Source organism: Ruegeria sp. AN6, from assembly GCF_056540425.1.
In genome coordinates this window covers 57,519-84,126 of sequence record NZ_JBQFWR010000008.1, presented here as the reverse complement: position 1 = coordinate 84,126, position 26,608 = coordinate 57,519, and the positions used below count along the sequence as shown (strand labels likewise).

Genomic DNA, 26,608 nt, shown 5'->3' with positions numbered 1-26,608 from the left:
GCATATTCAACCTTTCGGTTGATCTTTTCCAACTGCATCCCGCTGCCTGCGCCTGACGATCCGCCCGTCGATAAGCAAAAGCCCGACAAGAATTGCCCCCATGCCCAACAGGTGCTCGGGCCGAAGCGTCTCATTCAGCACCCATGTTCCCAGCACCAGCGCAGAGACCGGAGCGATCAGGGTGACCGTCGATATATTCGTTGGTCCCACTTTGGGAAGAAGCCAGTAGAATGCGATAAAGGCTGCGGAGGTCAGTACAAAGCCGATCATGGCCAGCGAAGCCCAGGTTTCGATCCGGGTGATATGGGGCACGCCTTCGCGCCACAAGGCTAGCGGAGCTATTGCCAGTGTCGCGCCCGTCAGGGCCAGCGCGACCAGAACAACCGGCGGCATTTCCCGGAAGGCGCGCGCGATGTTGACCGAAAAGGCATAGCAGACAGGGGCGCACAAGGTGAGAAGAATTGCCCAGAACTCGGATTTTGCGCCTGAGTTTAGCACCGGCAACGACAATACTACGATACCCGCAAAACCACAGACCACGCCCAGGGATTTCAATAGCGTCGCCCGCTCTCCTCCGGGCCAGAAATGCGATACAACAACCGCAAAAGCAGGCGTCGTGGCATTCACGATCCCTGCGACACCCGCGCCAATATGCTGTTGACCCAGGGCATAAAAGGCAAATGGAGCAGCATAGCTGAGCACGCCAAATCCCAGCAACCCGGCTGCACGACCGAAGGTCAGATTGACTTGCAAACGGGCGCCCAACACATAGACCCAGCACCCCAACGCACCAAAACCCACCCTCCCCATCGATACCGACAGTGGCCCAAGCTCGCGCAGCAGAATGGCATTGAACATGAATGACATGCCCCAGCCGATGCCAAGTATGCAAATCACCAACCAGTATTTCAGTGCCATTCCCAAACCTTTTTTGTTTGCTGGCACCTTGTCGTTGCAGCGAAAATTGTCAAACCGGTTCTTGCGCTTTAGGAATGAGCCATGTCCAACGACCTCGACACTGTTTTTGCGGCCCTCGGCGACCCAACCCGCCGCACCATCCTTGCGATGCTGCTGGAGGACGATATGGCCGTCACCGACGTGGCTGAACCGTTCGACATGTCATTGGCTGCGATCTCGAAACACTTGGTGATCCTGACCAAGGCCGGGCTGATTTCTCAGGAAAAACGAGGGCGGGTTAAGTGGTGCAAGCTAGAGCCTGACGCCCTGCGTGCGGCGTCGGTCTGGATGCAGGGTTTCGGACAGTTCGAACCGGTCAATCTGGATGCGTTCGAGCGGTTCCTCGAGGTCGAACTGCCCTCGGACGAGGCCTGAGTTTCAACGCACCACAAAAACTGACATGCTGGCGTGTTTGGCCAAATAACCCGCATGACTGGAAAAGATATAGTCTGTGATCCTTGGGGCGTGAGTTCCTACCACAATCAGATCAGCACCAACATCTTCTGCCGCGCGGGTCAGATCGCCATCGACTTCGGCAGCGACATCGACCGAGTGTATGTTGCGTGTAGCAACCGGAGCGCCGCTTTGTTCTGCAATCTCACTAGCACAGTCCTTCAGCTTTTGCTCAATTGCGTCTTTCGACAGATTTACATCCCCGAGCTGGGTGCCCGTGACACTTACGACGGTCACTTTGGCGGCTTGCCAACTGGCCAATTGTGCAGCAACTTCAGTCGCCTTCTTGACCTCGGGTGGCAGGTGCAGGTCGACTGGGACCATAATATGTTTGAACATTGCGTCTTCCTCCTCGCCAAAAAGCATAGAGAAATTCGCATATAACCACTTTGACCTGCCTCAAAGGCGCTGGGAGCTGTTAGCCTAACCTTCTCGGCTATATTCGACCCCGGTCACGACACCGGTCGCATCGGCCCGGCAAAGCCATGGCGCCTCTGCTCCTGCCACGAAAACACTGGTGACCGAGCCAGTCGGTCCGGATTGCGTCGAGATTGCTTTGACACCACTTGGCCCGGTCCCGGTTTCAGCACCTACCAGAGCCTCGCAGCTTGCCTGCAGGTCAGCCTGCGCGGCGTCGTTCGCTCCTCCGGTTGCACAAGCGGACAAGGCAAACAGCACAGGAATAAGGAGGGTTGATTTCATAGCGAAACTCCGCACTCAAGTAGCTCTTAGTACCGGCCAACTTGCCAGACCCGATTCAGAAGGCAAGATTCAATCCAGTGTCAGAACAGGTTTGGAAGAAGAGTCTTCTCCCTTCAGCAGCATCAGCAACGCAACGGCTGTCAAAGCCGCTCCGACCAATACCAAGGCCGTTGGTGCAGGGCGCCCGAGCCCGATCTCCCACAAGATGACCCAGCTGGGAATCAGATACGTATAAGCCATGACCTTGGCTGCAGGCAGACACAGCGCCGCAAACTGAACAAGTACAAAGCTGGCCGCCGTCGCGAATAGCGAAATGTAGAGCAGCGTTACCCAGACAATCCTGGGTAGGTTCGCCCAATCGGTCGCGCGGATATCGGACCAGCCCCACAGCGTCAGGATAAGGCACCCGGCCACCAGTGTTCCAAAGGTAAACACTACCGCAGGCTCTCCCCGGTTCAGGCGACGAACCATCGGGGTATAGACGGCGTGGGCAGCGCATCCCCAGAAATAGATGATCTCTCCGCCTCCGATTTCGAAGGCTTGAAAGGCCTGCCAATCAGCCCGGAAGATTACCCAAAGCGCGCCGACCGCGCCAACGGTCAGGGCCAGCGCCATGCGCGCGGTAGTGATCTGACGCAGCAGCACCCAGCCAGCCAGAGCCGACATAACCGGCGTCAGCGTAAATACCGCAGCGGCACTGACCGGTGGCGCGGTTTTGAGGCCGTAGAACATCAGGACGAAATACGACCCAAACAACCCGCCCAGTACCAGATAGCGCCAAGGCGCTTGGGCAGCGCTGCGCGATATGCCTGTTGTTGCCAGCGCTGCAATGCCGATCACCACTGCCGCAATGGCAAAGCGTGCCGCAGTGATTGCCGAGGGCGCGATCTCATTCGCTGCCATTGAACCCAGCGAAAAACTGCCCGCAACCAGGGCAGAAAATGTCAGCATGGCCAGATGGCCGCGCGCTTGTGGTGTCACGGCAGCCAACCTTTGGATTGTTCTTTCAGGAAGGACAAAAACGCCTGGACTTTAGTTGTGCGGTGCAAATCCACATGGGTCACCAACCACAGCTTGCCCGACCATTCGGGCAGAGGCTCCATCACCTCAACCAGATCGGGGTCGCGCATGGCCTCCCACCGGGCCATGAAACCGATACCGGCCCCGGCCAGAACCGCCTCTCGCATGCAGAAATTGTTGGTGCAGCGGAAGGTGATCGCCTGTTCCGGTGCATTGGCACGCAGCCAGCGGGAAAACGGCGCGCGGCTGTTTTCGTCGTCATTGCCGACGAAGTGGTGATTGGCGAAATCCGCAACGTCCGCAGGTTTACCGTGTCGTGCGATATAGCCTTTGCTCGCGAACAGCCCGACTTCTTGCGCGATGAAAGGCTGCACCACGTTGTCCGGCTGATCCGGTGCGGCTCCTGCGCGAATAGCCACATGCGCTTCGCCATATTCCAGTCGAAACAGGCGGTCGCCGGTCAGATAGCGCACAATCAGACCCGGATGGGCTTGCTGAAATTCGCTCAAGGTCGGCACGATCAAAGGCGCAAGCGAGGCCAGCGAGGTCACCACCAGTTCGCCCGAGACATCATCTCCGCGCCCCTTCATGCGGCCAACCAACTGGTTGAACTGATCTTCGGTCGCCTGCGCGACACGCAACAGATCCTTACCTGCTTCGGTCGGGGTATAGCCGCGCGCATGACGCTGAAACAATTTGACGCCCAGCCGTGCCTCGATCGCGTCGATATGGCGGATCACGGTGGCGTGGTGTACGCCCAATACATCAGCCGCGCCGCTGACCGTTCCCATGCGCGCCACCTGATAGGCGGTTCTTACTTCATCCCAATTGTCCATTGCATCTGTTCCACTGTGCAAATTCTAACAATGCTTGTTGATATATCCGAGTTTTGTTCACATTCGCAACAGCCATATTGGGGCGGCAGAAGTTAATTCCACAGTTTAGGACCTCCGAAATGACCAAAACCATCCTGCACATCGACGCCTCAGCCCGCCGCACCGGTTCAGCCACCCGCGATCTGTCCGAACGCGTGGTTCGCCACCTGAACGCCGGGCGTATTATCCGCCGCGATCTCGCCTCTCCCCTGCCCCTTATCACCGAAGACTGGATCGCTGCCAATTTCACCCCCGCCGATCAGCGCGACGTTGTCCAGCAGGACGTTCTGTCCTTGTCGGACGAACTGGTGTCGGAACTGCAAAAGGCGGATACCATCGTCATCGGCCTGCCGATCTACAACTTCTCGGTCCCGGCAGCCTTCAAAGCCTGGATTGATCTGGTCGCCCGCGCGGGTCTGACATTCGCCTATTCCGAGGAAGGTCCGAAAGGCCTGCTGGATGGCAAACGCGCCATCCTCGCCGTAGCCTCGGGTGGTACCGCTGTCGGGTCCGAGATTGACTTTGCCACCACCTATGCGCGCCATGTTCTGGGCTTCATCGGCATCCATGATGTTGAAGTCATCGCAGCGGATCGCATGGCGCTGGACCCCGAGACCACTCTGTTCAATGCGCAGAAAGCGGTCACCGAACTGGCAGCCTGATTGACCTGCACCCCCTGAACCGTCCAGTCTGCGCCAAGGCAAATCAGCAGACTGGGCGTTTCACATGAAGAAAATCGGAATATTGGGCGGCGTGGGCTGGGCCTCGACCGTCGACTACTACCGCGCGATCGCCGAAGGTGCAGGTCGGTATTTTGCTGAGCGCGGCCACGGATCACCACTGCCCATACCGCCCATGACCATCGAATCCGTCACCCAAGCCAAAACCCGCGCGTTACGCGGCGTGGCCGGTGATGAGGAAAGCTGGGCCGCCTTCGACGCGGTGTTCCGAGATGCCCTGTTGACATTGCAAAACGCAGGGTGCGAATTCGGTATCATAGCATCGAACACGCCCCACGCACGCCTTCATGCGATCCGCGAGGGTGTCTCGATGCCCATTCTCAGCATTTTTGACGCAACTGCCGACGCGACCGCCTCGACCGGCGCGACCAAAGCTTTGGTCCTTGGCACGACAGTCACCATGCAAGCCCCCAACTACGCCGACCGACTGGCCGCCGAAAACATCACCGCAAACGCCCGCCTGCCCGAGCCCGAGATTGCCGAGATGCAAGCGATGATCGACAGTGATTTCTACGGCGGTGCGTCTGACACCGCACATGCGCGCCTGCTGGCCTTCTGCAATAAACACGCCGCGCCTGGAACCGCGATTTTGTTGGCCTGCACTGAGTTGCCTCTGGCGTTCCCCGACCATCTGGACGATCCGGTGTTCGAGGCGGATGGCCACTTGTTCATCAACCCGTCTGCCGCCCATGTCGCTGCCGCTTTGAAAGAAGCGCTTGAGGGGTGATCAGGGCAGCCAGGTCACCTCGCACCCGATCTTATCAAAGAACGCCATCAGATCTTCGCGCGACAAAACAACGGTTCGGTCGTTGACCAAAGGGTGCATGTTGATGACATCGGCCTGTTGTGCGGTTTCGTCCATGAAGAATTTAACGTTGTTCTCAACCCCGTTTATCATCGCCAGCGGGCTGACCGCGCCGGGGCGAATGCCCAGATTCTGAAACAACCGATCCGCCGAGCCGAAGGACAGGTTACCAATCCCCAACTCCGCGCCCAGCGCTTTAAGGTCGATCTCGCGGCTCTGTTCCAGCGTCACCAGATAGTTCCGCTTTTTCTTGTCGCGCAGATACAGGTTCTTAAGCCGCAGCGTGTTTTCGCCCGGCACCATGAACTGGCCCTCGACCCCTTTGGCGTCCTCGACCGTGCGCAGTGGGATATGAGTATGCAACCGATAGGACAGCCCCCACTCATCTAGCTGCGCCAAAAGCGCATCCGAGCTAAGCGGTAATGTATCCTGAAATCCGGATGATGCGTCCATGGGAACCTCCTCGTATAGCGCGCTCATCGCTCAACAGACGGGTAAATTCAAGACACGACAGGCGCTGTTTTCGGTGCTAGCGTGCCGCCATGAAAGTCACTCGCAACACTCCGAACCAGTTGATCCTGTCCAATACCCCATGGTTCATCAGCATCACGCTGGTTCTCTTCATTCTGGCCTTTGTCGGCGCGGGCGTCTTCATGGCCAGTGAAGGCGGCGAGGGTATCTTCTTCGGCATTTTCTTCGCACTATTCGGTGGAGGCATGGGCTTTGGTGCATTTTGCGCCTTTGTCCGGCGCGTGCAGGTCATTCTGGACCGCGATAAGAACAGCATCACTATTCGCAGGCAGTCGGTCTTTGGGTACGAACAAGTGGAACACGTTCTTTCGAACCTTTCGCACGCGGAAACCGAAAGCACGACCTCACGTAGCGACAATGGCACATCGACCCTTTATCGCCCTGTCCTGATACTGGATGAAGGCATGAGCGCCGGACGCCATCCCATTGTTGAGGCCTATTCCAGCGGGCGCGGTGCGCATCGGTTGGTGGATGCGGTCAATGACTGGCTTCCGGCACGCGAGGTTGACTCTGCCAGCCAATCGGCCTAAATCGCCGCCAACATCCGGAAGCGTTTGATCTTCCGGTCCCTTGAGTCGTTCAGGGATCGCCCCCCACCAGCGAGTTTCGCCCGTGGGGGCGTTTGTGCATTTAACCGACGCGTCCTATCTAGGGCACGCCACCAGATAACCGGCTAAGGAGGCCGAAGGCATGTTTGAAAATCTATCCGAACGCCTTTCCGGCGTCTTTGATCGGCTGACCAAACAGGGTGCCCTGTCCGAAGAAGACGTCAAAACCGCCCTGCGCGAAGTCCGCGTTGCCCTGCTTGAGGCTGACGTTTCGCTGCCGGTGGCCCGCGAATTCGTCAAGAAAGTACAGGAGCAAGCGACCGGCCAGGCAGTCACCAAGTCGATCACCCCCGGCCAACAGGTCGTCAAGATCGTGCACGACGCTCTGGTCGATACCCTGCGTGGCGAAGAAGACCCTGGCGCGCTGAAGATCGACAACCCGCCTGCCCCGATTCTGATGGTCGGTCTGCAAGGTTCGGGTAAGACGACCACGACCGGTAAACTCGCCAAACGCCTGAAAGAGAAAGAAGGCAAGAAGGTCCTGATGGCCTCGCTCGATGTCTATCGCCCGGCGGCGATGGATCAGTTGGCCGTTCTGGGCACGCAGGTCGGCGTCGATACGCTGCCGATCGTACCTGGCCAGAAACCGGTCGACATCGCCAAGCGCGCCAAACAGCAGGCGACGCTGGGCGGCTATGACGTCTACATGTTGGACACCGCGGGCCGTCTGCATATCGACGAAGTCCTGATGGACGAGGTCGAGCAGGTCCGCAACGCGGTTGACCCGCGCGAGACCCTGCTGGTGGTTGACGGTCTGACCGGTCAGGTCGCCGTTGAGGTAGCCGAGGAATTCGACGCTAAGGTCGGCATCTCAGGCGTGGTCTTGACCCGGATGGACGGCGACGGGCGCGGCGGTGCGGCGCTGTCTATGCGCGCGGTCACCGGCAAGCCCATTCGCTTTGTCGGTCTGGGCGAGAAGATGGACGCGCTCGAAACCTTCGAGCCGGACCGGATCGCCGGTCGTATTCTGGGCATGGGCGACATCGTTGCTCTGGTCGAAAAAGCCCAGGAAACGATGGAGATGGAACAGACCGAGCGCATGATGAAGCGCATGGTCAAAGGTCAGTTCAACATGAACGACCTGAAAATGCAGCTGGAACAGATGATCCAGATGGGCGGCATGCAGGGTATGATGGGCATGATGCCGGGCATGGGCAAAATGGCGAAGCAGATGGATCAGGCGGGTCTGGACGACAAGATCCTGCGTCAGCAAATCGCAATGATCCAGTCGATGACCAAGCGCGAACGCGCCAATCCGCAACTGCTGCAGGCGAGCCGCAAGAAACGCATCGCGGCCGGGTCCGGGATGGAGGTCAGCGACCTCAACAAACTGCTCAAGATGCACCGGCAAATGTCGGACATGATGAAGAAAATGGGTAAGATGGGCAAAGGTAAGATGCTGAAACAGGCCATGAAAGGCATGTTCGGCAAAGGTGGCCCCTCGCCCGAGGAAATGGCTGCAGGTATGGACCCCAAGGCGCTGGAACAGGCCGCCAAGGCAATGGGCGGCAAAATGCCCGGCGGTCTGCCCGGACTGGGTGGCGGCATGGGTCTACCCCCGGGGCTAAGTGGTTTTGGTAAGAAAAAGTGACGTCAGCACGCTGCACCCAGCCCCCGTCCGGAAAGGCGGCGATGGCAGCAGCGCAGTATCGCGCAGCCCTGCCGGTCATTCGGACCCGGCGGCTGGTTCTGCGCGCGCCTACTCTGGACGACCTGCCGGTATGGACGTCGATCTGCAAGGAGAGCTTTGGCGATACCGAACAGGACGCCTGGACTGAGTTTTCCTACTACACATCGGGCTGGCTTTTGCATGGGCATGGCCTATCCACGGTCTCGCTAAAGGACGACGATCAGGTCATTGGCTTCGTCATCCTGGGCCTCGAATGGGACGACCACGAGCCCGAGCTTGGCTATATGTTCGGAAGCAAGTTCCGCCTGCAAGGTTACGCAACTGAAGCGTGCAGCGCTGTTCGCGATTTTGGCTTCGATCTGCTGGGGACGGGCCGGTTCGTAAGCTATGTTTCGCAGTCCAACACACGTTCGAACGCATTGGCGCAGCGTCTGGGTGCGACTCGCGACACTGTTGCCGAAAGCGCCATTGGTCCAACACAGCATGTCTGGCGGTACGGCGAGGTGCAGGCATGAATTTCGCTCTGCCGATCCCGACGCTCGAAACCGAACGCCTGATCATGCGCGCACCGTCCGAGGCTGACCTGGACGCGGATACGGCGTTCTTTGCCACCGACGCCGCGCGGTTCGTCGGCGGACCTTTGCGCCGGGATGAAGTGTGGCGGGTGTTTGCCTCGCTTCTGGGCCATTGGGCCCTGCGCGGCTATGGCTATTGGAGCGTCGATGAAAAAGACACCGGTACCTACGTTGGCCGTATCGGACTGTGGTTCCCCGAAGGCTGGCCCGAGCCCGAGGTCGGCTGGACCCTGCTGAACCACGCCACCGGTAAAGGATATGCGACCGAGGCCGCTTTGACTGCTCGATCCTATGCCTATGATGTTCTGGGGTGGGCGACCTCGATCTCTCTGATCGACCTGGACAATACCGCCAGCAAGGCCGTGGCCAAGCGGATGGGTGCTCAGTTCGAATATCACTATGAGCACCCAAAATATGGTACTTCGGAAATCTGGCGGCATCCTTCGCCAGGTGATCTGGTGAATGGCGGCGTGGAGGCATACGCATGACCACATTTACCATCCCCACCGTCGAGACCGAACGACTGATCCTGCGCGCGCCGCATCTGGACGATCTGCCTGCGATGTCCGAATTCTTCGCGACCGAGCGCAGTCATATGGTCGGTGGTCCCAAGGACGCGCTGGAAAGCTGGAACTCTCTGTCGAACCGGTTGGGTCATTGGGCGCTGCGTGGTTATGGCCTATGGCATCTGACCGAAAAGGCCAGCAGCGCATTTGTCGGCTGGGCCGGTATGATCTACGTCCCCGGCTGGGCCGAACCCGAGCTGGGTTGGACGCTGATGGCTGAGGCCGAAGGCAAAGGGCTGGGTTTTGAGGCCGCAGCGGCTGCACGCGACTATGCCGCCCGACATCAGGGCCTGAACGGGGTGATCTCATACATCGCCCGTGCCAATGACCGCTCGCGCGCTTTGGCCGAACGGCTTGGCGCGACGCTGGAGATTGAGAGAGCCGAGCTTTTGGGCAAGCACGCCCAGATCTGGCGCCATCCGCAGATTGATTTGACCACCGAGAGGACCGGCCAATGAACAACCCCGTGACACAGGCTGCTGCGCTGTTGAAAGACCATCGCGAAAGCATCGACCGGCTGGATGCGATCCTTGTCTACACGCTCGGTGAGCGGTTCAAGCACACGCAGGCTGTTGGCAAGCTCAAGGCAGCACACGACCTTCCCCCGTCCGATCCTTCGCGCGAGGCTGCGCAGATCGCACGGTTAGAAGACCTGGCGAAAGAGGCCGATCTGGACCCCGATTTCGCCAAGGCTTTCCTGAATTTCATCATTCAGGAAGTCATCCGACACCATAAGAAACATCAGAACTAACCGGCACCTACGCCGGATACGCCATTTAAAGGAGATACCACCATGGCAATGAAAATTCGTCTCGCCCGCGGCGGCTCGAAAAAGCGTCCCTTCTATCGCATTGTTGCGGCTGACAGCCGTATGCCGCGCGATGGCCGTTTCATCGAGAAACTGGGCACCTACAACCCGCTGCTGCCGAAAGACAGCGAAGAGCGCGTGAAAATGAACATGGAGCGCATCCAGTACTGGCTGGATCAGGGCGCACAGCCCACCGACCGTATCGCACGCATGCTGGAAGCTGCTGGCGCACGCGACAAGGCCGAGCGCAACAACCCCAACAAGGGTACTCCGGGCAAGAAAGCTCAGGAACGCGCAGAAGAAAAAGCGGCCAAAGCTGCTGAGGCGGCTGAAGCTGCTGCTGCACCGGCTGAAGAAGCTGCGGCAGAAGAATAAGCAGGCGGGCGCGTGCGGGATCAGGCTTTTACCGACGATTTTCGCACGCAGTTCGATCTGTTGATGCGGCTCCGGCGCGATGTGCGCCGGTTCCGCATGGACGCGGTAGACGAGACAGTGCTTATGCGCTGCCTCGACGCGTTTCGACTGGCCCCTTCAGTGGGGCTGAGCGAACCCTGGCGTGTGATCCGCGTCGAAACTCAGGCTGCGCGTGACGCGGCGCTGAAGAATTTCCAAGCCGCAAACGAACAGGCGCTGACCGGATACTCCGGCGAAAAGGCGCAGCTGTATAGCCAGTTGAAACTGACCGGGATGAAAGAAGCCCCGGTGCAACTGGCCGTGTTTTGCGACGATGCCACCGACAAAGGCCAAGGTCTGGGCGCAGGTACTATGCCCGAGATGCGGCGCTATTCTGTGGTCTCTGCCATCACCTTGTTCTGGCTTGCCTTGCGGGCAGAAGGGTTGGGTCTAGGCTGGGTCTCGATCCTCGACCCGGACCAGATGGCACGCGATCTGGATGTGCCCGCGGACTGGCGGCTGATCGGTTATTTCTGTGTTGGCCGACCCGAATGCGTTTCGGATACGCCTGAATTGGAACAGGTCGGCTGGGAAAACCGCAATGACACTTTGCCCATCGAGGTGCGCTAGGCATGTTCGGATTGTTTCGGCTTCCCATCCTGCTGGCGATCGCCTTTATTGTGGGCGTATTCTTCGAACGCTCGAACCAGCGCGAAGCATGCGAGGTGATCGGGCAATGGCGGGACGGGCTATGTGTGACGGATGGTCGAAATGAGTGATCTGATCTGCGTGGGCAGTATCGCGGGCTCGTATGGGGTGCGCGGCGAGGTGCGGCTGAAAAGCTTCTGCGCCGTCCCTGAGGATATCGAGGGCTATTCGCCGCTGACCGATGAGGCTGGAAAGGAGCGCTATCCGGTGGTCCTGACCCGCGCAATCAAGAATGGTTTCGCCGCACGGTTGGGTGGGATTGAGTCCAAAGAAGAGGCGGATGCGCTGAACGGTCTGCGCCTCTATGCGCGACGCGATCAATTGCCGTCGCTGCCGGGTGATGAGTTTTACCACACCGATCTCATCGGGCTTGAGGTCTATGACACCGGCGGCACCTTGTTGGGCCGGGTGAAGTCAGTTCAGAACCACGGCGCTGCGGACCTGTTGGAACTGCACGGTCCTGGTCTGAAAGCCACCGTGCTGCTGCCCTTCACGCTGGAGTCGGTACCTACAGTTGATCTGGACAAAGGCCGCATCATTGCTGATCCGCCCGAGGGCCTGCTGTAATGCGCCGTGTGCTGCTGCATCTGGGTCTTCACAAGACCGGGACGACGGCGGCGCAGTCCTTTCTGTTCGAAAACCGCTCATTGATCTGGCCGCACCATGCGCTGGTTCTGCCCTATCGGACCCGCAAAACCGGCCTGTCCGAAGCAGCCACACGCTATTCTGTCTATGGCACACCCGGCGCGATGAGTGATTTCAAGGATCAGATGCGGCACTTTCTGAATTCGCTGGAATTCGGCCAGAAACGCGGGCTGGTCTTGAGCGAAGAAAACTTTTCGGGCCTGCGCCCCAGCCGCAATGTCGCGGTGGGATATGAAGCCGCGCCCGAGCTTGCCTCTTGTCTTGTTGGCCTGATCCGCGACCGGTTCGCGGGCGAAGATGTGCATATCACACTCTACTACTCGCTGCGGCAGCGTGGAAGCTGGCTGCGCAGCCTGTGGGCACATGATCTGCAGCGCTCGCGCCTGATCCAGGATTTTGAAACCTTCCGCGCGCGGCTTGAACCCGTGCCCTCACCCCAGATCGCGGCAGAGGCGGTGCGGGATCGCCTGCCCTCGGTGTCAGTCCGAACCGAATGGCTGGAAGACCTGCAGGGCCTGCGCTATGGACCCGGAAATACATTTTCCGAATTCCTTGACCTGCCCCCGGACAAGGCTGGCGAACTGGTTGGCCCGACGCGTTCGAACCCACGTCTACCTGAAGATATCTTGCAGCAAATGTTGGAGATAAACAGATCCGATCTGGACGACGCTGCGTTGATCGAACAAAAAGCGGCTCTGGTGCAAAGCGTCCAAAATGATCTGATCGGCTCGAAATGACAGAAAAACCCAGCAAGTCCCATGGCCGCAAAGCCATCCGCCCGACGCTGAAGCCGCGCGAGTTGATGACGCCGACGCCCGATCTGCATGGGGTGTGGAAGGCCAAGATCATCACCCTTTTCCCTTCGGCCTTTCCCGGAGTGCTGGGCGAAAGCCTGACCGGCAAGGCCCTGCAGGAAGGGCTGTGGCAATTGGAAACCGTCGATCTGCGCCAGTTCGGGGTTGGCAAGCATCGCAATGTGGATGACACCCCTGCAGGTGGCGGTGCGGGCATGGTCCTGCGTGCCGATGTGCTGGGCAATGCCATCGAGCACACAATGGCAGGCATCCGGGGCAACTGGCCACTGATCTACCTAAGCCCACGCGGGCGACGGATGGACCAGCAGATGATGCAGAGTCTGGCGCGCTGCGATGGCATGACCTTGCTTTGTGGTCGGTTCGAGGGCGTCGATGAGCGGGTGCTTGAGCATTACGGCGTGCAAGAAGTTTCCTTGGGCGATTTCGTCATGACCGGAGGCGAGATCGCGGCGCAAGCCCTGATCGACGCTACGGTGAGGCTGATCCCTGGCGTTCTGGGTAATCAGGCTTCGGCTGAGGAGGAAAGCTTCTCCTCCGGCCTGCTGGAGCATCCGCAATACACCCGCCCCGCAGACTGGAAAGGCCGTCCGATCCCGGACATTCTGATGTCGGGCCACCACGGTCGCATCGCGGACTGGCGTCGTGAGATGTCGGAAGAGATCACCCGCGAACGGCGGCCCGATCTTTGGGATGCATATCAGAAATCCAAGGACAACGACTAAGGCTAGCGGGTCGCTTTCCAGAGCGCCCAAGTCTCAGGCGTACCATTAAAGGTGTTGATGTCGACCTTGCCCTGAACCCCCGGCACCAGTCCTGTGCCGGTATATTGCCAGAAACGCCAGATCGCGCTTGGATAAACATTGCGAGGATGTCCGGCGACCGAACGCAGCCAGAACTCGGTCTTGGGCAGCCGGCCAATGTCGGTGTCGCGGTAAAAGTCGACCGTTGTATAGACAATCGGGCGGCGCCCATAATGGCGTTCCAGAATATCCAGGAATTTTTTTGCCTCGGCCCGGACGGTTCGCCCATCTGGGCGCAGGGTGCAGGTTTTGGAATGCGGCGTCCATTCCATGTCCAGCACATGCGGCAGATCGGCCCCTTTGGGCACGTTCTGGATGAACCAGCGGGCCTGTTCGTGGGCCGGACGGCAGAAATAGTAATAGTGGTAAGCGCCCCAGGGCACCCCGGCACCCTGCGCACCGCGCCGGTGTTCGTCAAACATCGGGTCGGTGAAATCTCCGCCCTCGGTGGCTTTGATGAATGCGAAACTGACACCGGATTTCTGGGCGGTACGCCAGTCAATCGGTCCCTGCCAGCGCGATACATCAAGCCCGTGCACCGGGTAATGGCCGGGGTGGCGACCCTCCCATTCATGCGGGTCGGCATCACCAAAAGCGGGATAGATGATCGAAGGCGGGGTCGTGTCCGCAAAGGCCTGTGGTTCAACTGCCTGAGGTTGCGGGCCTCGGCGGCCACATGAGACGAGTGCAAGCGCTATAACGGCCAGCAGGAGTGCTTTGCGCATCTTTTGGTCCTGTATCAAATTTCTGCTCTGATAATTGAACCCAGAATGCCTGATCTGGCCGCCAAGGCAACGATGTATTTGACCGATGGCGAAAACACACCGGCATCCTCAGTGAATCGTGCCAGTTTAGGCTTGATCCCTGCACACAAAGCCCTTAAAGCAGCGCAATCCGGTGCCGCACTACGCGACTCCGGTGTTTTGGTTTGCATCCTGACGTGACGCCCGGCTTTCTTCGGCCCCGGCGCGACAGGGCGGACCGGACTAAAAGGAACATTCGATCTGACCTCTGGCGGGCTGTACGCAGGACCCGGTGAAGACCAAGAGCTCTCAGCCCGTGCCCAAACTTCGTGGACCAACCACGAGCAGATAGGAGTAACTGCGATGGACCTAATCGCACAGCTTGAGGCGGAACAGATTGCCGCCCTGGGGAAAGACATCCCCGATTTCAAAGCCGGTGACACCATCCGTGTCGGCTTTAAAGTGACCGAAGGGTCACGTACCCGTGTGCAGAACTACGAAGGCGTCTGCATCGCACGCAAAGGTGGCAACGGCATCGCCGGTTCGTTCACCGTTCGCAAAATCTCGTTTGGCGAAGGTGTGGAACGTGTGTTCCCGCTGCATTCGACCAACATCGACAGCATCACCGTTGTCCGCCGTGGCCGCGTTCGTCGCGCCAAACTGTACTACCTGCGCTCGCGCCGTGGTAAATCCGCGCGTATCGCAGAGGTCACCAACTACAAGCCCAAGGCTGGCGCCGAGGCGTAAGGAGCGGAAAGATGAAAAAAGACATCCATCCCGATTATCACCTCATCGACGTCAAAATGACCGATGGCACCGTGGTTCAGATGAAATCCACCTGGGGTGCCGAAGGCGACCAGCTGGCCTTGGAAATCGACCCCTCCGTGCACCCCGCATGGACTGGTGGCTCGTCGCGCCTGTTGGACGCTGGCGGCCGCGTGTCGAAGTTCAAGAAGAAATACGAAGGTCTGGGCTTCTAATCCCAAACCGCTCGAATTCAAAAGACCGTCCCTTGGGGCGGTCTTTTTTATTGCAAAAGATCAAGATAAAGCCAGCGCGCACCATTAAGTTCTGTCAGGTTAACTATGTGCCTGCCATTTTCATATTGATGCGCCTTTGGAGGAAGAGCCCGACCCGGATCAACGGACCTCAGTTTGAGGTCAGCGGAGGCGGTAATCTGCAAAATGCCCGTAACCGGTTCGACCCGGAAGGCAGCTGATTGAGGTTCGACAGGAACACTTCGCCCTGAAATCGAAATCAAAATCTGACGCGATTGTGCAATGTCATTGCCATCCAGACTTTGAACTGCCACCGCCGCCATGGGTGTCGTGATGTCGAATACAACATTTCTGGTCGTAATTACCTCGTCATGGAAAAAGCCTGCCGCAATCTGACTCTTTCCCGTGTCCACCGTGAACCGGGCATTGCCAAAGTCGCGCTGAAACTCGCCCGTATCTGCGGCAACAACAGTGGCATCCTCTGCCAGATATGATCTGTCGAGATCAAGCGGGCCGTATTCGTCGCGGTTCAATTTGGTCGCTGCGAGCCACGGCAATGCACGAGTCTCGGGCATACATGTTACCAACCTGCTTTGTTCAAACACTGTCCGTATGGCAACTGATGTTTCCGGAGACACAGGACGGCCAAAGAACGTGTCCTCATCCAAGCAAATCGCGTACGTATTCTCGGCTTGCTTGACATGGCCTTCCCGGAACAGAAGGGCTGCGGCGGGCATCATCCATATCATCCCGGGATCTTCGGCCATACTCCAATTGTTTGGCGACGTTGATCGGTTCAGAGATTGCTGTGAGTAGCCATAGATCATCATGGCATCCCAGCCTTGATGCGCCGCACTTGTCGCCACACGGAGCGGTGTGATGAACCTATCTTCTGCGGGAAACTCCCCAATGTTCCACTCTGAAACGCTAAGCGGCATACCTTCGACCTGCGCGATCGCGATCCATTCCAAAAAACCACTCTGTTGGCGCGGGTCAAAACCGATTTCACCAACTGCTCCATAACTATGCGCGTCGATTATGGACCCAACGGTCAGCGATGGCAGACCCGCGATTGTCATCCCGCCCCAAAGGCTCGTTGTCGAGATCAGACCTTCAAATCCAGTGTCGCGAACAGCGGGGATCAGTTGTTCGTTGAAACGGCGTTCAAGATCGTTCAGAAAAATCTTTGAGTCGCCGTGCTCCCATGTCCGCCAGGTTTCATCGGGATCAAGCCCGTTGCCGCGCGCAAATTCATCTGCCATAGCCATGAATAGTTCACTATGCATAGGTACATTCTTATTCGGGAGGAGAGCATTGCCGAAGTGATGCGTAAGGTCGTTTTCGTTCGTCAACATCACGGCGACAACTGCCGGGTCCTCGGCATACGTAAGACCCGTCAAAGAATTTTCGTGGCGCAAATAGGCGTTCTGGAATTCGATCATTCGCGCCTCAATACTGGGCGAGATGTAGTTAAAGCCTCTGACATCGGCAATATCGTCATCCCCAGCAATCTCATCGAACCCGGAAATTCCGTCCTGCTGCGTAAACCTTCGACCTACATGGAGATCAAGCCATACGTAAATTCCTTGCCTCTTGAGCGCTGCAATCCAAGCGTCAAGCCTTTGCATCGACGCTGGGTCGAGGTTAAGCGTATCAGAGGGATCTGATCCGAAGACGTTAGGACCCACCCAATGAGAATCGTGGTGGTGAATTCTGACAAGGTTAATCCCCAACCGCGCCATCCTTTGGGCATGCAGTTCGACTGAATTCAGGTTGGTGTGAAATAACGCATATGCCTGTAGATTAACGCCCCAAAAACGGACTGGCGTCCCATCCTCAAACACCAATGCACTGTCTTGCGCTAGAATTTTTCCGTGAAACCCGGCAGGTTTATGATTGAGCCAACTCAGGTCAGGAGTCGGTGCATAGGACAGCACCCTATCTATTGGCCATTTGTCCGAAGCCGAGGATTCTTGTGCCAAAGTGCATACGGGCAAGGTACACAGTGATAAAAGGACATACAGAAACCGTTTCGTGATACCAAATAGACTCATTAACTTTTCCAATACCAATACATCCACATCATAACCTCAGTTCCGGTAGCCGCTATTCACAAAAGTTGTGCTCCCGGACGTACCAGTTGTGTTTTCGCTATGCTCAACTCAGAGCATGAAGTAAGCCCCAAACCCAGAATCGCACTTGAAACCGTGCGCTATCGGGTCAGGTTCACCGCGCTATGCACAGGCGGAACGGGCCCTCTGAGCAGCAGCAATGCCAGCAGCATCCCAGCCAGTGCGACACCGGCAGCGATCAGCATCACACTGTCAAAAGCATCATCCTGAAGATCACGCAGAGCACGTGCCAGTGTCGCGCCAGTATCCGGATCAAGCCCAGCGATAAGCTGCTGTACCTGACTGGCTGTACCATGGGTCAACGCATGAGCCAGATCGGCCCGTTGCTCTGATTCAGCGGGTAATGCGGCGATCACTTCGGACAGACCCCGACGGGTGGTGATCGCCTCGGCCAGCCCACCGACCACGGCACCAAGGGTCGCACCAAAATAGAGGAACGCGTTCACCACACCCGAGCCCTGCCCCATATGCTCTTCTGGCAACAAACGCAGCCCGAGACGAGGCAGCAATGAAAACCCGATGCCAAGCCCGGTCCCTATGATCAGCAGCTTCCACCAGATCCCGCCCATGCCGGTCGTGTTCGTCGTCATGGTCAACAGCAAAAAACCACACGCCATGAAACCCATGCCAAGTATCACGGGCCATTGGAAGCTATAGGGTGCCAGAAAGCGCGGCGCGATCACGGACACAACGAACATGCTGAGGCTCAACGGCAGGATCGCCACACCTGCACCGACGGCCGATAAGCCAAATGCATCGGGCGACTGCACAAACACGTTGAAATAGACAAAGAAGCTAAACAGCGCGAAGCCGGTGATGAACATCCCCGCCGCTGCCATGAAATAGCGGGGATGACGGAAATAACGCAGCTCGATCAGAGGGTCTGCGCTTCGGCGCGAGGTGATAATCAACGCAATCACCGCAATCGCTGAAACGCAGAGCGGGATAAGTGTCGAACTAGAGGTCCAGCCCTGGCTTTCGCCATTGCTAAGAGCGAAGGACAGCGGACCGAGCAGCAGGACCAAAGCAACGGCACCAGCCAGATCAAACTTCGCCCCAGCAAGCCGCGTGTCAGGGACATAATGTTCCTTGCTCACCCGTAACCCAACCAAAAATGCAACCAGCAGCAGCGCGAGATCGGTGGCAAACACGCCCCGCCAACTGAGGTAATGCGCGAACGCGCCGCCCAAGATCGGACCCACACCGATCGCCAACCCAACGATCGCACCCCAGGCGCCGGTTACGCTGGCCCGCTGATCTTCTGGCGTCGCCGCCGTCAACAATGACAGAGAGGTGCCAAACAACGCCGCAGCCCCTGCGCCCTGAGCCCCTCGGCCTATCAACAACATGGCAGCATCCTGCGAAAACAGCACCAGGGCAGAGCCAAGGGCAAACACAATCATCCCGGCAAAGAATACGCCGACCTTGCCGGTAATATCACCCAGCCGGCTAACGATGGTAACAAGTGTGGCGCTCACCACCGTATAGATTGCCATCACCCATTGCAGGCTGGATGGTGACAGATCAAATTCAGTTTTCAGGTTGGGCAGGATCGTCGCAACGGCGGTCGAATTGAACCCAACCACCATCATGCACAGCGCCGTCATTATGAGAACCAGGCGCCCCCCACCCGTGCCTGAATTGTCATCAGTGACGCTTGCTGGCATCTGTGTACTCCTCGTTCAGGAATAGCCTGCTGGTCTTCCAGGCGCATAGCTTAGCGCTGTGTTGTTCCTATTATTAAACGGTTTTTCGTTAGTGCGTATAGTTTTTCCGCAAGGCGAGCTTTACCCACTTCAGACCCAGTAAGACAGTGCCACCGGCAACACCAAAATCGTGGTCAGGGTTGAAACCAGAATGAACCCGGCCACGTCGGGCCCGTATTCCGGTACATGTTGATCAATGAATAGATATGTTGCGACGGAAGACGGCATCAGGCAGCACAGGATCACCGCCCCCCGCTCAGCCCCTGTGAAGCCGAAAGACCAGACCAGCGCGCTTGCAATCACCATGGCCATCACCAGGTGCAACGCGGTCAGCAATACAGCGCGCCCAAGGCTTATGATCCGCAGCGTTGCAAGCGTGTGCCCCAACGTCAGCAGCATCAACGGAATCGAGAGACCACCCAGTATGTCAAAGGATTTGGCAACCGGTTGTGGAAGGCTATAGCCCGTGGCCATCAGCACCAGAGACAGTGCTACGGCGTAGATGATCGGAGATGTAGCAAGTTTTCTGGGTGAGAACTCCCCAGCCGGAATCCACATACCGATCGTGAAAATACTGATCAGCACAACAACCACAAATCCCATCGTATAAGCCATGCCGGCATCCCCCAACGCCAGTAAGGTTATGGGAAGACCGATATTGCCGACATTGCCGTGCATAAGCGGCGTTAAAAACGCCCGCGCTGGCAACCGCATCAGTTTGAGCGCGACAAACCCCAACACTCCAAATCCTGCGATCGCCAAAGCGGCTGCTGTCATCACGTCAAGAAACGTGCCGACCGCGATTTTGGTGGTCGACAAGTGCGAGATGATCAGGGTTGGATACCCGACCCTCGATACGATTCCACCAATGACCTTATTGTCGAACGGAGCACGGATTAGTGCCAGACAATAACCGATTCCAGCACAAATCAGGACGGGCAGAACCACGTTCAGGACGTTCAAAAACAGATGGTCCAATTGCTGTCCTTAATCACAATTCCTCGATCCCGACAGTGAAATACGGGCGTCTGATTGGCAAGGATTTACACTAAACCCTACCCATCACGCGTTTTTCCAAAATAGAGCCTGATAAAGCTACTCGGGACGGCCCGAGGTTCTTCCCTTCCACGCTCACACAACATATAGTGGCTGCCACAACGTGTAGATAAACACGGCGGGACTTGGGAATACAGGCATGGCACATATCATCGTGGTCGGGAACGAAAAAGGCGGCGCAGGTAAATCGACCGTGTCAATGCATGTTGCCACTGCCCTGGCTCGACTGGGGCATAAGGTCAGCACGCTTGATCTCGACTTGCGGCAGCGCAGTCTGGGCCGGTATTTCGAGAATCGCCTGAACTTCCTCAACGGCTCGGACCTGTCTCTGCCCAGTCCGCGCCATCACGACCTGCCCGAGATTGACGCCAGCGCGCTGAAACCCGGCGAGAATATATATGACCACCGCCTGTCGGCTGCCGTTGCAGAGCTGGAAAGTGACAGCGATTTTATCCTGATCGATTGCCCCGGATCGCATACGCGCCTCAGCCAGGTGGCCCATTCACTGGCCGATACGCTGGTTACGCCGCTGAACGACAGTTTCATCGATTTCGACTTGCTGGCGCGGATCGATTCCAAGGGTGAGAAAATCCTTGGTCCGTCGGTCTATTCCGAAATGGTTTGGAACGCCCGCCAATTGCGTGCTCAGGCCGGCTTGAAACCGATCGACTGGGTGGTGGTGCGTAACCGGGTCGGGACGCAGCGCATGGTCAATAAGGAAAAGATGCAACGCGCCATCGAGATGCTGTCGCAGCGCATCGGTTTCCGGGTGGCATCTGGTTTCTCTGAACGGGTTATCTTCCGCGAACTTTTCCCGCGCGGGCTGACCCTGCTGGACCTCAAGGATATTGGCGTCAAACAGCTCAATATCTCGAACATTGCGGCGCGGCAGGAATTGCGCGACATGATGAAAGAATTGAACCTGCCGGGGGTTGAGATCGATTTTTAGAGGCTCAACGGTGGTGGAGCCTTTAAAGGTCTAGGGTAGTTCTTGTTGGGCGGGGCTGATTGAGCTTTGCCCGTGCTCGCTTCAACGTACTCTGTCTTAATCTTGTAGGTGATTTTCTCTGGGAGTTTTCTTAACTTTCTTTTTACTCTATCAGAACAATTGCTGAACCAGGGTGACATATTGCCTTCGGCTTTGATTTTCAGCTCAACACGAACATAGTGTTTACTAGCCGACATTTTCTCAGCGTTTTTTGCGGCTTTGAAAAAATTGTATAAAGAGGTTTCAAACTTCTCCATAACAGCATTTTTGTTGCGATCCAGCGGCACCAAGTTTTCGGATTTTCCGGACCCACCCAGTTTTTGCGCTAATAAGTGGCCACGAACCCACCGCTGCGAGTTCAGTTCCGCGTAATCCGCAAGTTCAAGTATACCCGTGAGCTTGAGCTCTTTGAGTATGGAATCGACCGATCGCATTCGTTCGATCTTTTTGACATCAAGGCTGGAAACAGCGGCGGTAACATCTGAAATCTTGATGAAGTCGCGCACATTCCAGTTTGTATTGAATTCATCAACGATCACACAATCGCTTTTGCTTGCACTCTGCCCTCGATTTAGGCAGGTCGATGTAAGAGTAGCGGTCGCGGCTCTGCCACCATAAACCTTATCGCTCGGGGCATAATCCACTGAGAATTTTGGAATTTTTAGTGCCATCACTCGTACAGGTTCCCAACTGATCAATACCAAAACTAAAGAGTTGCATTTTTCTAAATTGCGATAGTTCAATGTTGTATCAAGAACTGAAGAAAAGCTCCGTTCCGGTACAATGATAGATTTTCGGTCGCCTCTACGTCAACCAACTCCGCATCGGAAGCCTACACCCGGGATATTTTATCGCCTATCACGATCTAGTTCGCTGCATGGTAGACCGTAAACAGCTCTTTCGGCTCTGCCACACCTCGCAGCATATAGCGCCCAACTGAGATCAGTTCCTGATCGCAAGGCTGAGCCGCACGGGCCACATCATCCGAGATCAATATTCGTTGCCCCAACGAACGATGCATCCCGGCGATACGGGATGTCTGGTTCACGGTCGGGCCGATGACGGTAAAATCAAGACGGCTGTCGGCACCGATATTGCCATAAAGAATCTCGCCCGCATGCAGGGCTAACGTATAGTTCGAAACCGGCTGCCCGCGCTCTTTGCGCAGGCTATTCAGCTCGGCCATACGCTCCTGAAGCATTGTCGCGGCAGCCAGAGCGGCACGGGCGTCGGCATCAATTTCGCCCACATCAAACATCGCCATAACCCCGTCGCCCATAAATTTCAGAATATTTCCATCACATTGATGAACCACATCCACCACAGCAGCGAGGTAGTCATTCAACATGTCAATGACTTCAATCCCCGGAAGTTCTTCCGACAAGCTCGTGAACCCTTCGAGGTCAAAATTCCAAATTACCGCGTCGATCTGCTGCAAAGACCCCCGGCGGATTTCGCCGGACAAGACCCGCCGCCCGGCGTCGCGCCCCAGATAAACGCGCATCAAGTCTTTTGACACCCGCGCATTCGAGGCTGATTTCAGTGCCAAGCCCAGATGCGGCAGCGCAGTTTCGATCACTTCCAGATCATCGTCCCCGAACCCTTCGGGCGCGTTGCTGGCCCAGGACATCAGCACGCCATCAATAGACATTTTTGCATCGTGCGGGTTGGTTTGGCTGGGCACGTCAAAGCTAATACCAGTCGCGTAATAGTCCGTGGCACCGTTTTCCCGCAATTCATTCAGCAATGGAAATCTACTGGGCTCATTCTGATCGATCAGACGTTCGCGGATCGCGTCGACGTCCTCGTTCAGAATGACATAGAGCGGGCTTTTGGTCCAAACTTCGCTGGGCTCCTCGGAGTATTCGAAAGTTTGGAAATCACCGCCCCGATCCTGATACCAGCTGTATCCAGTGCCACCGTAGACCGGGTGCAAAGCCGGTTGCGCTGCGTGGAACCGCATCAAAGGCACGCCAAGATCGACCAGTCGGTTGCAGTAACCGTCCAGCAGCTCTTCTTTGTCGGCCCCTTCCAAACCTCGGGCAACAAGCCAATCGATCAGATTATGGGATTTTGCCGTTGGGGACTCCGGCTTGGTCATTTCACAGTCCTGTGTTTGTTATGGCGTTGATCTGGGGATCATTGCCCCAGATTACCAGAGTGCTATTCCATTCCAGCTAGACGTCGCAGCATCATGCGCAGCAATGCGGCTTCGCCGGTCGTAAAATGGGCTGCAAGCTTGGCGTCATAATCGCGCGCAATTCCGCGTAGCTCACGATACACACTCTGGCCAGAGGTTGTCAGCGTCAGTCTTTCAACTCTGCGGTCGTTTTCGTCCCGCGTCCGTTTCAGATATCGGCGCTGTTCAAGCTTGCGCACAGCGCGGCTGACTTTGGTCTTATGGATCTTCGCGCGCAAGCCGATTTCCTTGGCCGTCATCTCACCATAATTCCCAAGGTGAAACAGCACCCGCCATTCGGTACGCAACATCCCATATCGATTCTTGTAGACGCGCTGAAATTCGAGCGAGCTTTCCTCGGCCGCCTGATTCAACAGGAATGGCAGGAAATTTCGCAAATCAAACTCATCTTTTTCGTCATTATTCTGTTGTGTCATCCTTGTTAGTTACAAAATCAACTATTATCCGACAAGCAGCAACTTGAAGGAGCGCCCGATGAATCGCCCCACCGATCCGCATAAGATGACCCAGGCTAGCACCCCTGTCGGAACCCATCCCGGCTATATGCCCGGCTTTGGCAATGACTTTGAGACCGAAGCCCTGCCCGGCGCGCTGCCGCAGGGCATGAACAGCCCGCAGAAATGTAACTATGGGTTATATGGTGAACAACTGAGCGGCACCGCCTTCACTGCCAACCCGCCCGAACGCACGTGGTGCTATCGCATCCGGCCATCGGTGAAGCATTCGCATCGGTATGTGAAAATCGACCTGCCTTACTGGAAATCAGCTCCCTGCATTGATCCGGACGTGATCTCTCTGGGCCAATACCGCTGGGATCCAGTGCCACATTCGGATGAAGGCCTGACCTGGTTGACCGGCATGCGCACCATGACCACGGCCGGGGACGTGAATACCCAAGTTGGCATGGCCAGCCACATCTATCTGGTCACAGAAACGATGGTGGACGAGTACTTTTTCTCGGCAGATTCAGAATTGCTAGTCGTCCCGCAGGAGGGTCGGCTTCGATTTGCCACTGAAATGGGTATCATCGATCTGGAACCGAAGGAGATCGCGATTATCCCACGTGGGCTGCTCTATCGCGTCGAAGTGCTGGAAGGCCCCGCGCGCGGTTTTGTTTGCGAGAATTACGGACAGAAGTTCGAACTACCCGGGCGCGGACCGATTGGGGCCAACTGCATGGCGAACCCACGCGACTTCAAAGCTCCGGTGGCAGCGTTTGAGGATCGCGAGGTGCCCTCGACCGTGACGATCAAATGGTGCGGGCAGTTTCACACCACCAAGATCGGTCACAGCCCGCTGGATGTGGTTGCATGGCATGGCAATTACACGCCTTACAAATACGATCTGAGCACCTATTGCCCGGTCGGAGCGATCCTGTTCGACCATCCCGATCCGTCGATCTTTACCGTCCTCACCGCACCCTCAGGCCAGCCGGGCACGGCCAATATCGACTTTGTGCTGTTCCGCGAGCGCTGGATGGTGATGGAAGACACGTTCCGCCCACCCTGGTATCACAAAAACATCATGTCCGAACTGATGGGCAACATCTACGGTCAGTACGACGCCAAACCGCAAGGGTTCATCCCGGGCGGCATGAGCCTGCATAACATGATGATCCCACACGGACCCGACAAGGAGGCTTTTGAAAAGGCGTCGAATTCGAACCTCGGCCCGGATAAGTTGGAAAACACCATGTCTTTCATGTTCGAAACCCGCTTCCCGCAGCACCTGACCGGTTTTGCCGCAACCGAGGCCCCGCTGCAGGACGATTACATCGATTGCTGGAGCGACATCGAAAAGAAATTCGACGGAACCCCCGGCAAGAAGTAAGTACCGCTCAAGTCCTAAGATTTTTCGTCGAAAAATCTTGGCCTCGAACAAAGGTTTGGAGACAAGATGCCTTTAATTAATTCCTGGGTCTCATCGGCCAATTCCGCCGATCACCCATTTCCACTGAACAACCTACCTTATGGCGTATTCTCTACAGAAAGCACTGAGCCCCGCTGTGGGGTGGCTATCGGTGACATGATCTTTGACGTCACCGCCGCCGAGGTCGATGGGCTAATCGCACTCTCGGACGAGCCGCTCTTTGATCTGCCGTTTTGGAATCCGTTGATGGAAGAAGGCCCTGCCGTATGGGCTGCCTTGCGCGACCGCCTGATCGCTCTGCTGGCCGAAGGCTCAGACGCGCAGCACAAGATCGAAGGCCTGCTGATCCCGCAGGACGAGGCCGAGATGCATATGCCCTTTGCCGTCAGCGAATACACCGACTTCTACGCGGGACGCCATCACGCCCAGAACGTTGGCACCATGTTCCGTGGCGCTGAAAATGCGCTGCCACCGAACTGGCTGCACATCCCCATCGGCTATAACGGGCGCGCCTCGTCGGTGGTTGTTTCGGGCACCGATATCCGCCGCCCTTGGGGTCAACTGAAATCCCCCGATCAGGACCTGCCCGCCTATCTGCCGTGCCGCCGCTTTGACATCGAACTTGAGATGGGTGCGATCGTCGGCACACCGTCTGACGGCCCGATTTCTGTGCAGGAAGCCGATGACAACATCTTTGGATACGTCCTGCTGAATGACTGGTCCGCGCGCGATATTCAGGCGTGGGAATACCAACCGCTGGGGCCGTTTCAGGCCAAGGCGACAGCGACCGCGATCAGCCCGTGGATCGTGACCAAAGCGGCGCTGGAGCCATTTCGCTGCGACACGCCGGATCGTGAGTTTGCCCTGTTGGATCACCTGAAAGATTGTGGACCGATGCTGTATGACATTGATCTGGCCGTGACCATGGCACCCGAAGGCAAAGACGCCACGACCATCGCGCGAACCAATTACCGCGAGATGTACTACTCAGCGGCACAGCAGTTGGCGCATCACTCAACGTCTGGCTGCCCCATGAACACAGGCGACCTGCTGGGATCCGGCACCATTTCGGGCCCAACCAAACCGGAACGCGGCTCATTGCTGGAACTCAGCTGGGGCGGGAAAGAACCGCTGACGCTAGACACCGGCGAAACCCGCAGTTTTATCGAAGATGGTGACACCATGACTCTGACCGGCGCGGCCAAGGGCGACGGCTACACCATCGGCTTCGGCGATTGCGTGGGCACTGTGCTGCCAGCGTTAAGCGACCCTTATGCGCGCTGAT

34 protein-coding genes are annotated in these 26,608 nt (G+C 57.1%); 21 read left to right on the top strand and 13 right to left on the bottom strand.

The window, feature by feature from the left end; genetic code table 11:
• Window positions 1–6: 6 nt before the first annotated feature.
• Complete coding sequence (locus ACR0MQ_RS13800) at window positions 7–918, bottom strand: DMT family transporter (RefSeq protein ID WP_170771061.1); 912 nt, start codon at window positions 916–918, stop codon at window positions 7–9.
• Window positions 919–999: 81 nt separating this feature from the next.
• On the opposite strand from ACR0MQ_RS13800, the gene ACR0MQ_RS13795 reads away from it, so the two are divergent.
• Window positions 1,000–1,332 (top strand): ArsR/SmtB family transcription factor, encoded by a 333-nt coding sequence (locus ACR0MQ_RS13795; protein WP_010437612.1) that lies wholly within the window; start codon window positions 1,000–1,002, stop codon window positions 1,330–1,332.
• 3 nt (window positions 1,333–1,335) lie between these two features.
• On the opposite strand, the gene ACR0MQ_RS13790 is transcribed toward ACR0MQ_RS13795, so the two are convergent.
• The 4 genes from ACR0MQ_RS13790 to ACR0MQ_RS13775 all read right to left on the bottom strand — a co-directional run bounded on the left by ACR0MQ_RS13790 (window position 1,336) and on the right by ACR0MQ_RS13775 (window position 3,968).
• Window positions 1,336–1,749, bottom strand: a complete 414-nt coding sequence (locus tag ACR0MQ_RS13790) for a universal stress protein (protein WP_480608807.1) — start codon at window positions 1,747–1,749, stop codon at window positions 1,336–1,338.
• A gap of 84 nt (window positions 1,750–1,833) precedes the next feature.
• Window positions 1,834–2,112, bottom strand: coding sequence for a hypothetical protein (locus ACR0MQ_RS13785; protein WP_170543004.1), 279 nt, complete (start codon window positions 2,110–2,112; stop codon window positions 1,834–1,836).
• A 69-nt stretch (window positions 2,113–2,181) separates the two neighbouring features.
• Window positions 2,182–3,093 (bottom strand): DMT family transporter, encoded by a 912-nt coding sequence (locus ACR0MQ_RS13780; protein WP_170771066.1) that lies wholly within the window; start codon window positions 3,091–3,093, stop codon window positions 2,182–2,184.
• Entirely contained in the window at window positions 3,090–3,968 is an 879-nt protein-coding gene (locus ACR0MQ_RS13775; protein ID WP_170771068.1) for a LysR family transcriptional regulator, read from the bottom strand. Before ACR0MQ_RS13775 ends, ACR0MQ_RS13780 begins: the two co-directional genes overlap by 4 nt.
• A 119-nt stretch (window positions 3,969–4,087) precedes the next feature.
• Here ACR0MQ_RS13775 and ACR0MQ_RS13770 point away from each other — a divergent pair, with 119 nt between their 5' ends.
• A complete protein-coding gene (locus ACR0MQ_RS13770) occupies window positions 4,088–4,669 on the top strand; it encodes an NAD(P)H-dependent oxidoreductase (protein ID WP_170771070.1) in 582 nt (193 codons plus the stop codon).
• Between the two features lie 64 nt (window positions 4,670–4,733).
• The gene (locus ACR0MQ_RS13765; RefSeq protein WP_170771074.1) at window positions 4,734–5,474 is read left to right on the top strand and encodes an aspartate/glutamate racemase family protein; all 741 of its coding nucleotides are present in this window, start codon (window positions 4,734–4,736) and stop codon (window positions 5,472–5,474) included.
• On the opposite strand, the gene ACR0MQ_RS13760 is transcribed toward ACR0MQ_RS13765, so the two are convergent.
• Entirely contained in the window at window positions 5,475–6,005 is a 531-nt protein-coding gene (locus tag ACR0MQ_RS13760) for a prolyl-tRNA synthetase associated domain-containing protein (RefSeq protein WP_170771077.1), read from the bottom strand.
• 89 nt (window positions 6,006–6,094) lie between these two features.
• Here ACR0MQ_RS13760 and ACR0MQ_RS13755 point away from each other — a divergent pair, with 89 nt between their 5' ends.
• The 12 genes from ACR0MQ_RS13755 (at window position 6,095) to trmD (ending at window position 13,553) form a co-directional block, all read left to right on the top strand.
• On the top strand, window positions 6,095–6,613 hold the full coding sequence (locus ACR0MQ_RS13755; protein ID WP_480608802.1) for a hypothetical protein: 519 nt from the start codon (window positions 6,095–6,097) through the stop codon (window positions 6,611–6,613).
• A gap of 160 nt (window positions 6,614–6,773) precedes the next feature.
• Entirely contained in the window at window positions 6,774–8,282 is a 1,509-nt protein-coding gene (gene ffh / locus ACR0MQ_RS13750) for a signal recognition particle protein (protein ID WP_170475757.1), read from the top strand.
• Between the two features lie 41 nt (window positions 8,283–8,323).
• Window positions 8,324–8,836: a GNAT family N-acetyltransferase gene (locus ACR0MQ_RS13745; RefSeq protein ID WP_480608800.1), complete on the top strand. Its 513-nt coding sequence runs from the start codon at window positions 8,324–8,326 to the stop codon at window positions 8,834–8,836.
• The gene (locus ACR0MQ_RS13740) at window positions 8,833–9,384 is read left to right on the top strand and encodes a GNAT family N-acetyltransferase (protein WP_170771084.1); all 552 of its coding nucleotides are present in this window, start codon (window positions 8,833–8,835) and stop codon (window positions 9,382–9,384) included. The genes ACR0MQ_RS13745 and ACR0MQ_RS13740 overlap by 4 nt, the downstream gene beginning before the upstream one ends.
• Window positions 9,381–9,920, top strand: a complete 540-nt coding sequence (locus tag ACR0MQ_RS13735; RefSeq protein ID WP_170771086.1) for a GNAT family N-acetyltransferase — start codon at window positions 9,381–9,383, stop codon at window positions 9,918–9,920. The genes ACR0MQ_RS13740 and ACR0MQ_RS13735 overlap by 4 nt, the downstream gene beginning before the upstream one ends.
• A complete protein-coding gene (locus ACR0MQ_RS13730; RefSeq protein WP_170392662.1) occupies window positions 9,917–10,213 on the top strand; it encodes a chorismate mutase in 297 nt (98 codons plus the stop codon). The genes ACR0MQ_RS13735 and ACR0MQ_RS13730 overlap by 4 nt, the downstream gene beginning before the upstream one ends.
• A gap of 42 nt (window positions 10,214–10,255) precedes the next feature.
• Window positions 10,256–10,645, top strand: coding sequence for a 30S ribosomal protein S16 (gene rpsP, locus ACR0MQ_RS13725; RefSeq protein ID WP_010437590.1), 390 nt, complete (start codon window positions 10,256–10,258; stop codon window positions 10,643–10,645).
• A gap of 12 nt (window positions 10,646–10,657) precedes the next feature.
• A complete protein-coding gene (gene bluB, locus ACR0MQ_RS13720) occupies window positions 10,658–11,293 on the top strand; it encodes a 5,6-dimethylbenzimidazole synthase (protein WP_170771088.1) in 636 nt (211 codons plus the stop codon).
• 2 nt (window positions 11,294–11,295) lie between these two features.
• The gene (locus tag ACR0MQ_RS13715) at window positions 11,296–11,442 is read left to right on the top strand and encodes a hypothetical protein (protein WP_170771091.1); all 147 of its coding nucleotides are present in this window, start codon (window positions 11,296–11,298) and stop codon (window positions 11,440–11,442) included.
• Window positions 11,435–11,938, top strand: a complete 504-nt coding sequence (gene rimM, locus ACR0MQ_RS13710) for a ribosome maturation factor RimM (protein WP_170771094.1) — start codon at window positions 11,435–11,437, stop codon at window positions 11,936–11,938. The genes ACR0MQ_RS13715 and rimM overlap by 8 nt, the downstream gene beginning before the upstream one ends.
• Window positions 11,938–12,753 carry a hypothetical protein gene (locus ACR0MQ_RS13705; protein ID WP_170771095.1) on the top strand — a complete coding sequence of 272 codons (816 nt, stop codon included), beginning with the start codon at window positions 11,938–11,940 and terminating at the stop codon, window positions 12,751–12,753. The genes rimM and ACR0MQ_RS13705 overlap by 1 nt, the downstream gene beginning before the upstream one ends.
• Complete coding sequence (trmD, locus tag ACR0MQ_RS13700; RefSeq protein WP_480608795.1) at window positions 12,750–13,553, top strand: tRNA (guanosine(37)-N1)-methyltransferase TrmD; 804 nt, start codon at window positions 12,750–12,752, stop codon at window positions 13,551–13,553. Before ACR0MQ_RS13705 ends, trmD begins: the two co-directional genes overlap by 4 nt.
• A gap of 2 nt (window positions 13,554–13,555) precedes the next feature.
• Here trmD and ACR0MQ_RS13695 read toward each other — a convergent pair whose 3' ends face one another.
• Window positions 13,556–14,356: a glycoside hydrolase family 25 protein gene (locus tag ACR0MQ_RS13695; RefSeq protein ID WP_010437581.1), complete on the bottom strand. Its 801-nt coding sequence runs from the start codon at window positions 14,354–14,356 to the stop codon at window positions 13,556–13,558.
• 45 nt (window positions 14,357–14,401) lie between these two features.
• Here ACR0MQ_RS13695 and ACR0MQ_RS13690 point away from each other — a divergent pair, with 45 nt between their 5' ends.
• From ACR0MQ_RS13690 to rpmE, 3 genes are all read left to right on the top strand, one after another.
• Window positions 14,402–14,575, top strand: a complete 174-nt coding sequence (locus tag ACR0MQ_RS13690; protein ID WP_480608793.1) for a hypothetical protein — start codon at window positions 14,402–14,404, stop codon at window positions 14,573–14,575.
• Between the two features lie 162 nt (window positions 14,576–14,737).
• On the top strand, window positions 14,738–15,121 hold the full coding sequence (gene rplS, locus ACR0MQ_RS13685; RefSeq protein WP_010437578.1) for a 50S ribosomal protein L19: 384 nt from the start codon (window positions 14,738–14,740) through the stop codon (window positions 15,119–15,121).
• Window positions 15,122–15,132: 11 nt separating this feature from the next.
• The gene (rpmE, locus tag ACR0MQ_RS13680; protein ID WP_039541571.1) at window positions 15,133–15,354 is read left to right on the top strand and encodes a 50S ribosomal protein L31; all 222 of its coding nucleotides are present in this window, start codon (window positions 15,133–15,135) and stop codon (window positions 15,352–15,354) included.
• A 47-nt stretch (window positions 15,355–15,401) separates the two neighbouring features.
• On the opposite strand, the gene ACR0MQ_RS13675 is transcribed toward rpmE, so the two are convergent.
• The 3 genes from ACR0MQ_RS13675 to ACR0MQ_RS13665 form a co-directional block, all read right to left on the bottom strand.
• Entirely contained in the window at window positions 15,402–17,426 is a 2,025-nt protein-coding gene (locus ACR0MQ_RS13675) for a cellulase family glycosylhydrolase (protein WP_480608790.1), read from the bottom strand.
• 158 nt (window positions 17,427–17,584) lie between these two features.
• Entirely contained in the window at window positions 17,585–19,171 is a 1,587-nt protein-coding gene (locus tag ACR0MQ_RS13670; protein ID WP_480608788.1) for an MFS transporter, read from the bottom strand.
• Window positions 19,172–19,300: 129 nt separating this feature from the next.
• On the bottom strand, window positions 19,301–20,188 hold the full coding sequence (locus ACR0MQ_RS13665; RefSeq protein WP_010437572.1) for an AEC family transporter: 888 nt from the start codon (window positions 20,186–20,188) through the stop codon (window positions 19,301–19,303).
• Window positions 20,189–20,405: 217 nt separating this feature from the next.
• Between ACR0MQ_RS13665 and ACR0MQ_RS13660 the strand changes: the two genes are divergently transcribed.
• The gene (locus ACR0MQ_RS13660; protein ID WP_010437571.1) at window positions 20,406–21,215 is read left to right on the top strand and encodes a division plane positioning ATPase MipZ; all 810 of its coding nucleotides are present in this window, start codon (window positions 20,406–20,408) and stop codon (window positions 21,213–21,215) included.
• Here the strand turns inward: ACR0MQ_RS13660 and ACR0MQ_RS13655 are convergent.
• From ACR0MQ_RS13655 to ACR0MQ_RS13645, 3 genes are all read right to left on the bottom strand, one after another.
• The gene (locus tag ACR0MQ_RS13655) at window positions 21,212–21,925 is read right to left on the bottom strand and encodes a DNA/RNA non-specific endonuclease (protein ID WP_170475731.1); all 714 of its coding nucleotides are present in this window, start codon (window positions 21,923–21,925) and stop codon (window positions 21,212–21,214) included. The two genes, ACR0MQ_RS13660 and ACR0MQ_RS13655, sit on opposite strands and share 4 nt — an antisense overlap.
• Before the next feature lie 194 nt (window positions 21,926–22,119).
• Window positions 22,120–23,355, bottom strand: a complete 1,236-nt coding sequence (locus tag ACR0MQ_RS13650; RefSeq protein WP_480608785.1) for an adenylate/guanylate cyclase domain-containing protein — start codon at window positions 23,353–23,355, stop codon at window positions 22,120–22,122.
• Window positions 23,356–23,417: 62 nt separating this feature from the next.
• Window positions 23,418–23,870, bottom strand: a complete 453-nt coding sequence (locus ACR0MQ_RS13645) for a MarR family winged helix-turn-helix transcriptional regulator (RefSeq protein ID WP_170475727.1) — start codon at window positions 23,868–23,870, stop codon at window positions 23,418–23,420.
• 58 nt (window positions 23,871–23,928) lie between these two features.
• On the opposite strand from ACR0MQ_RS13645, the gene hmgA reads away from it, so the two are divergent.
• Together hmgA and fahA are read left to right on the top strand one after the other, a co-directional pair.
• Window positions 23,929–25,284, top strand: a complete 1,356-nt coding sequence (gene hmgA / locus ACR0MQ_RS13640; protein ID WP_480608782.1) for a homogentisate 1,2-dioxygenase — start codon at window positions 23,929–23,931, stop codon at window positions 25,282–25,284.
• A 66-nt stretch (window positions 25,285–25,350) separates the two neighbouring features.
• Entirely contained in the window at window positions 25,351–26,607 is a 1,257-nt protein-coding gene (gene fahA, locus ACR0MQ_RS13635; RefSeq protein WP_480608780.1) for a fumarylacetoacetase, read from the top strand.
• Window position 26,608: the final 1 nt, after the last annotated feature.

Coding starts and splice junctions, on each gene's coding strand:
- ACR0MQ_RS13715 (WP_170771091.1), top strand. CDS start 11,296: ATGTTCGGATTGTTTCGGCTTCCCATCCTGCTGGCGATCGCCTTTATT.
- ACR0MQ_RS13795 (WP_010437612.1), top strand. CDS start 1,000: ATGTCCAACGACCTCGACACTGTTTTTGCGGCCCTCGGCGACCCAACC.
- hmgA (WP_480608782.1), top strand. CDS start 23,929: ATGAATCGCCCCACCGATCCGCATAAGATGACCCAGGCTAGCACCCCT.
- ACR0MQ_RS13770 (WP_170771070.1), top strand. CDS start 4,088: ATGACCAAAACCATCCTGCACATCGACGCCTCAGCCCGCCGCACCGGT.
- ACR0MQ_RS13705 (WP_170771095.1), top strand. CDS start 11,938: ATGCGCCGTGTGCTGCTGCATCTGGGTCTTCACAAGACCGGGACGACG.
- ACR0MQ_RS13765 (WP_170771074.1), top strand. CDS start 4,734: ATGAAGAAAATCGGAATATTGGGCGGCGTGGGCTGGGCCTCGACCGTC.
- rimM (WP_170771094.1), top strand. CDS start 11,435: ATGAGTGATCTGATCTGCGTGGGCAGTATCGCGGGCTCGTATGGGGTG.
- ACR0MQ_RS13740 (WP_170771084.1), top strand. CDS start 8,833: ATGAATTTCGCTCTGCCGATCCCGACGCTCGAAACCGAACGCCTGATC.
- rplS (WP_010437578.1), top strand. CDS start 14,738: ATGGACCTAATCGCACAGCTTGAGGCGGAACAGATTGCCGCCCTGGGG.
- trmD (WP_480608795.1), top strand. CDS start 12,750: ATGACAGAAAAACCCAGCAAGTCCCATGGCCGCAAAGCCATCCGCCCG.
- fahA (WP_480608780.1), top strand. CDS start 25,351: ATGCCTTTAATTAATTCCTGGGTCTCATCGGCCAATTCCGCCGATCAC.
- ACR0MQ_RS13670 (WP_480608788.1), bottom strand. CDS start 19,171: ATGCCAGCAAGCGTCACTGATGACAATTCAGGCACGGGTGGGGGGCGC.
- ACR0MQ_RS13695 (WP_010437581.1), bottom strand. CDS start 14,356: ATGCGCAAAGCACTCCTGCTGGCCGTTATAGCGCTTGCACTCGTCTCA.
- ACR0MQ_RS13760 (WP_170771077.1), bottom strand. CDS start 6,005: ATGGACGCATCATCCGGATTTCAGGATACATTACCGCTTAGCTCGGAT.
- ACR0MQ_RS13690 (WP_480608793.1), top strand. CDS start 14,402: ATGCCTGATCTGGCCGCCAAGGCAACGATGTATTTGACCGATGGCGAA.
- rpmE (WP_039541571.1), top strand. CDS start 15,133: ATGAAAAAAGACATCCATCCCGATTATCACCTCATCGACGTCAAAATG.
- ACR0MQ_RS13655 (WP_170475731.1), bottom strand. CDS start 21,925: ATGGCACTAAAAATTCCAAAATTCTCAGTGGATTATGCCCCGAGCGAT.
- ACR0MQ_RS13660 (WP_010437571.1), top strand. CDS start 20,406: ATGGCACATATCATCGTGGTCGGGAACGAAAAAGGCGGCGCAGGTAAA.
- ffh (WP_170475757.1), top strand. CDS start 6,774: ATGTTTGAAAATCTATCCGAACGCCTTTCCGGCGTCTTTGATCGGCTG.
- ACR0MQ_RS13800 (WP_170771061.1), bottom strand. CDS start 918: ATGGCACTGAAATACTGGTTGGTGATTTGCATACTTGGCATCGGCTGG.
- rpsP (WP_010437590.1), top strand. CDS start 10,256: ATGGCAATGAAAATTCGTCTCGCCCGCGGCGGCTCGAAAAAGCGTCCC.
- ACR0MQ_RS13755 (WP_480608802.1), top strand. CDS start 6,095: ATGAAAGTCACTCGCAACACTCCGAACCAGTTGATCCTGTCCAATACC.
- ACR0MQ_RS13730 (WP_170392662.1), top strand. CDS start 9,917: ATGAACAACCCCGTGACACAGGCTGCTGCGCTGTTGAAAGACCATCGC.
- ACR0MQ_RS13745 (WP_480608800.1), top strand. CDS start 8,324: ATGGCAGCAGCGCAGTATCGCGCAGCCCTGCCGGTCATTCGGACCCGG.
- ACR0MQ_RS13650 (WP_480608785.1), bottom strand. CDS start 23,355: ATGACCAAGCCGGAGTCCCCAACGGCAAAATCCCATAATCTGATCGAT.
- ACR0MQ_RS13790 (WP_480608807.1), bottom strand. CDS start 1,749: ATGTTCAAACATATTATGGTCCCAGTCGACCTGCACCTGCCACCCGAG.
- ACR0MQ_RS13675 (WP_480608790.1), bottom strand. CDS start 17,426: ATGAGTCTATTTGGTATCACGAAACGGTTTCTGTATGTCCTTTTATCA.
- ACR0MQ_RS13735 (WP_170771086.1), top strand. CDS start 9,381: ATGACCACATTTACCATCCCCACCGTCGAGACCGAACGACTGATCCTG.
- ACR0MQ_RS13645 (WP_170475727.1), bottom strand. CDS start 23,870: ATGACACAACAGAATAATGACGAAAAAGATGAGTTTGATTTGCGAAAT.
- ACR0MQ_RS13775 (WP_170771068.1), bottom strand. CDS start 3,968: ATGGACAATTGGGATGAAGTAAGAACCGCCTATCAGGTGGCGCGCATG.
- ACR0MQ_RS13785 (WP_170543004.1), bottom strand. CDS start 2,112: ATGAAATCAACCCTCCTTATTCCTGTGCTGTTTGCCTTGTCCGCTTGT.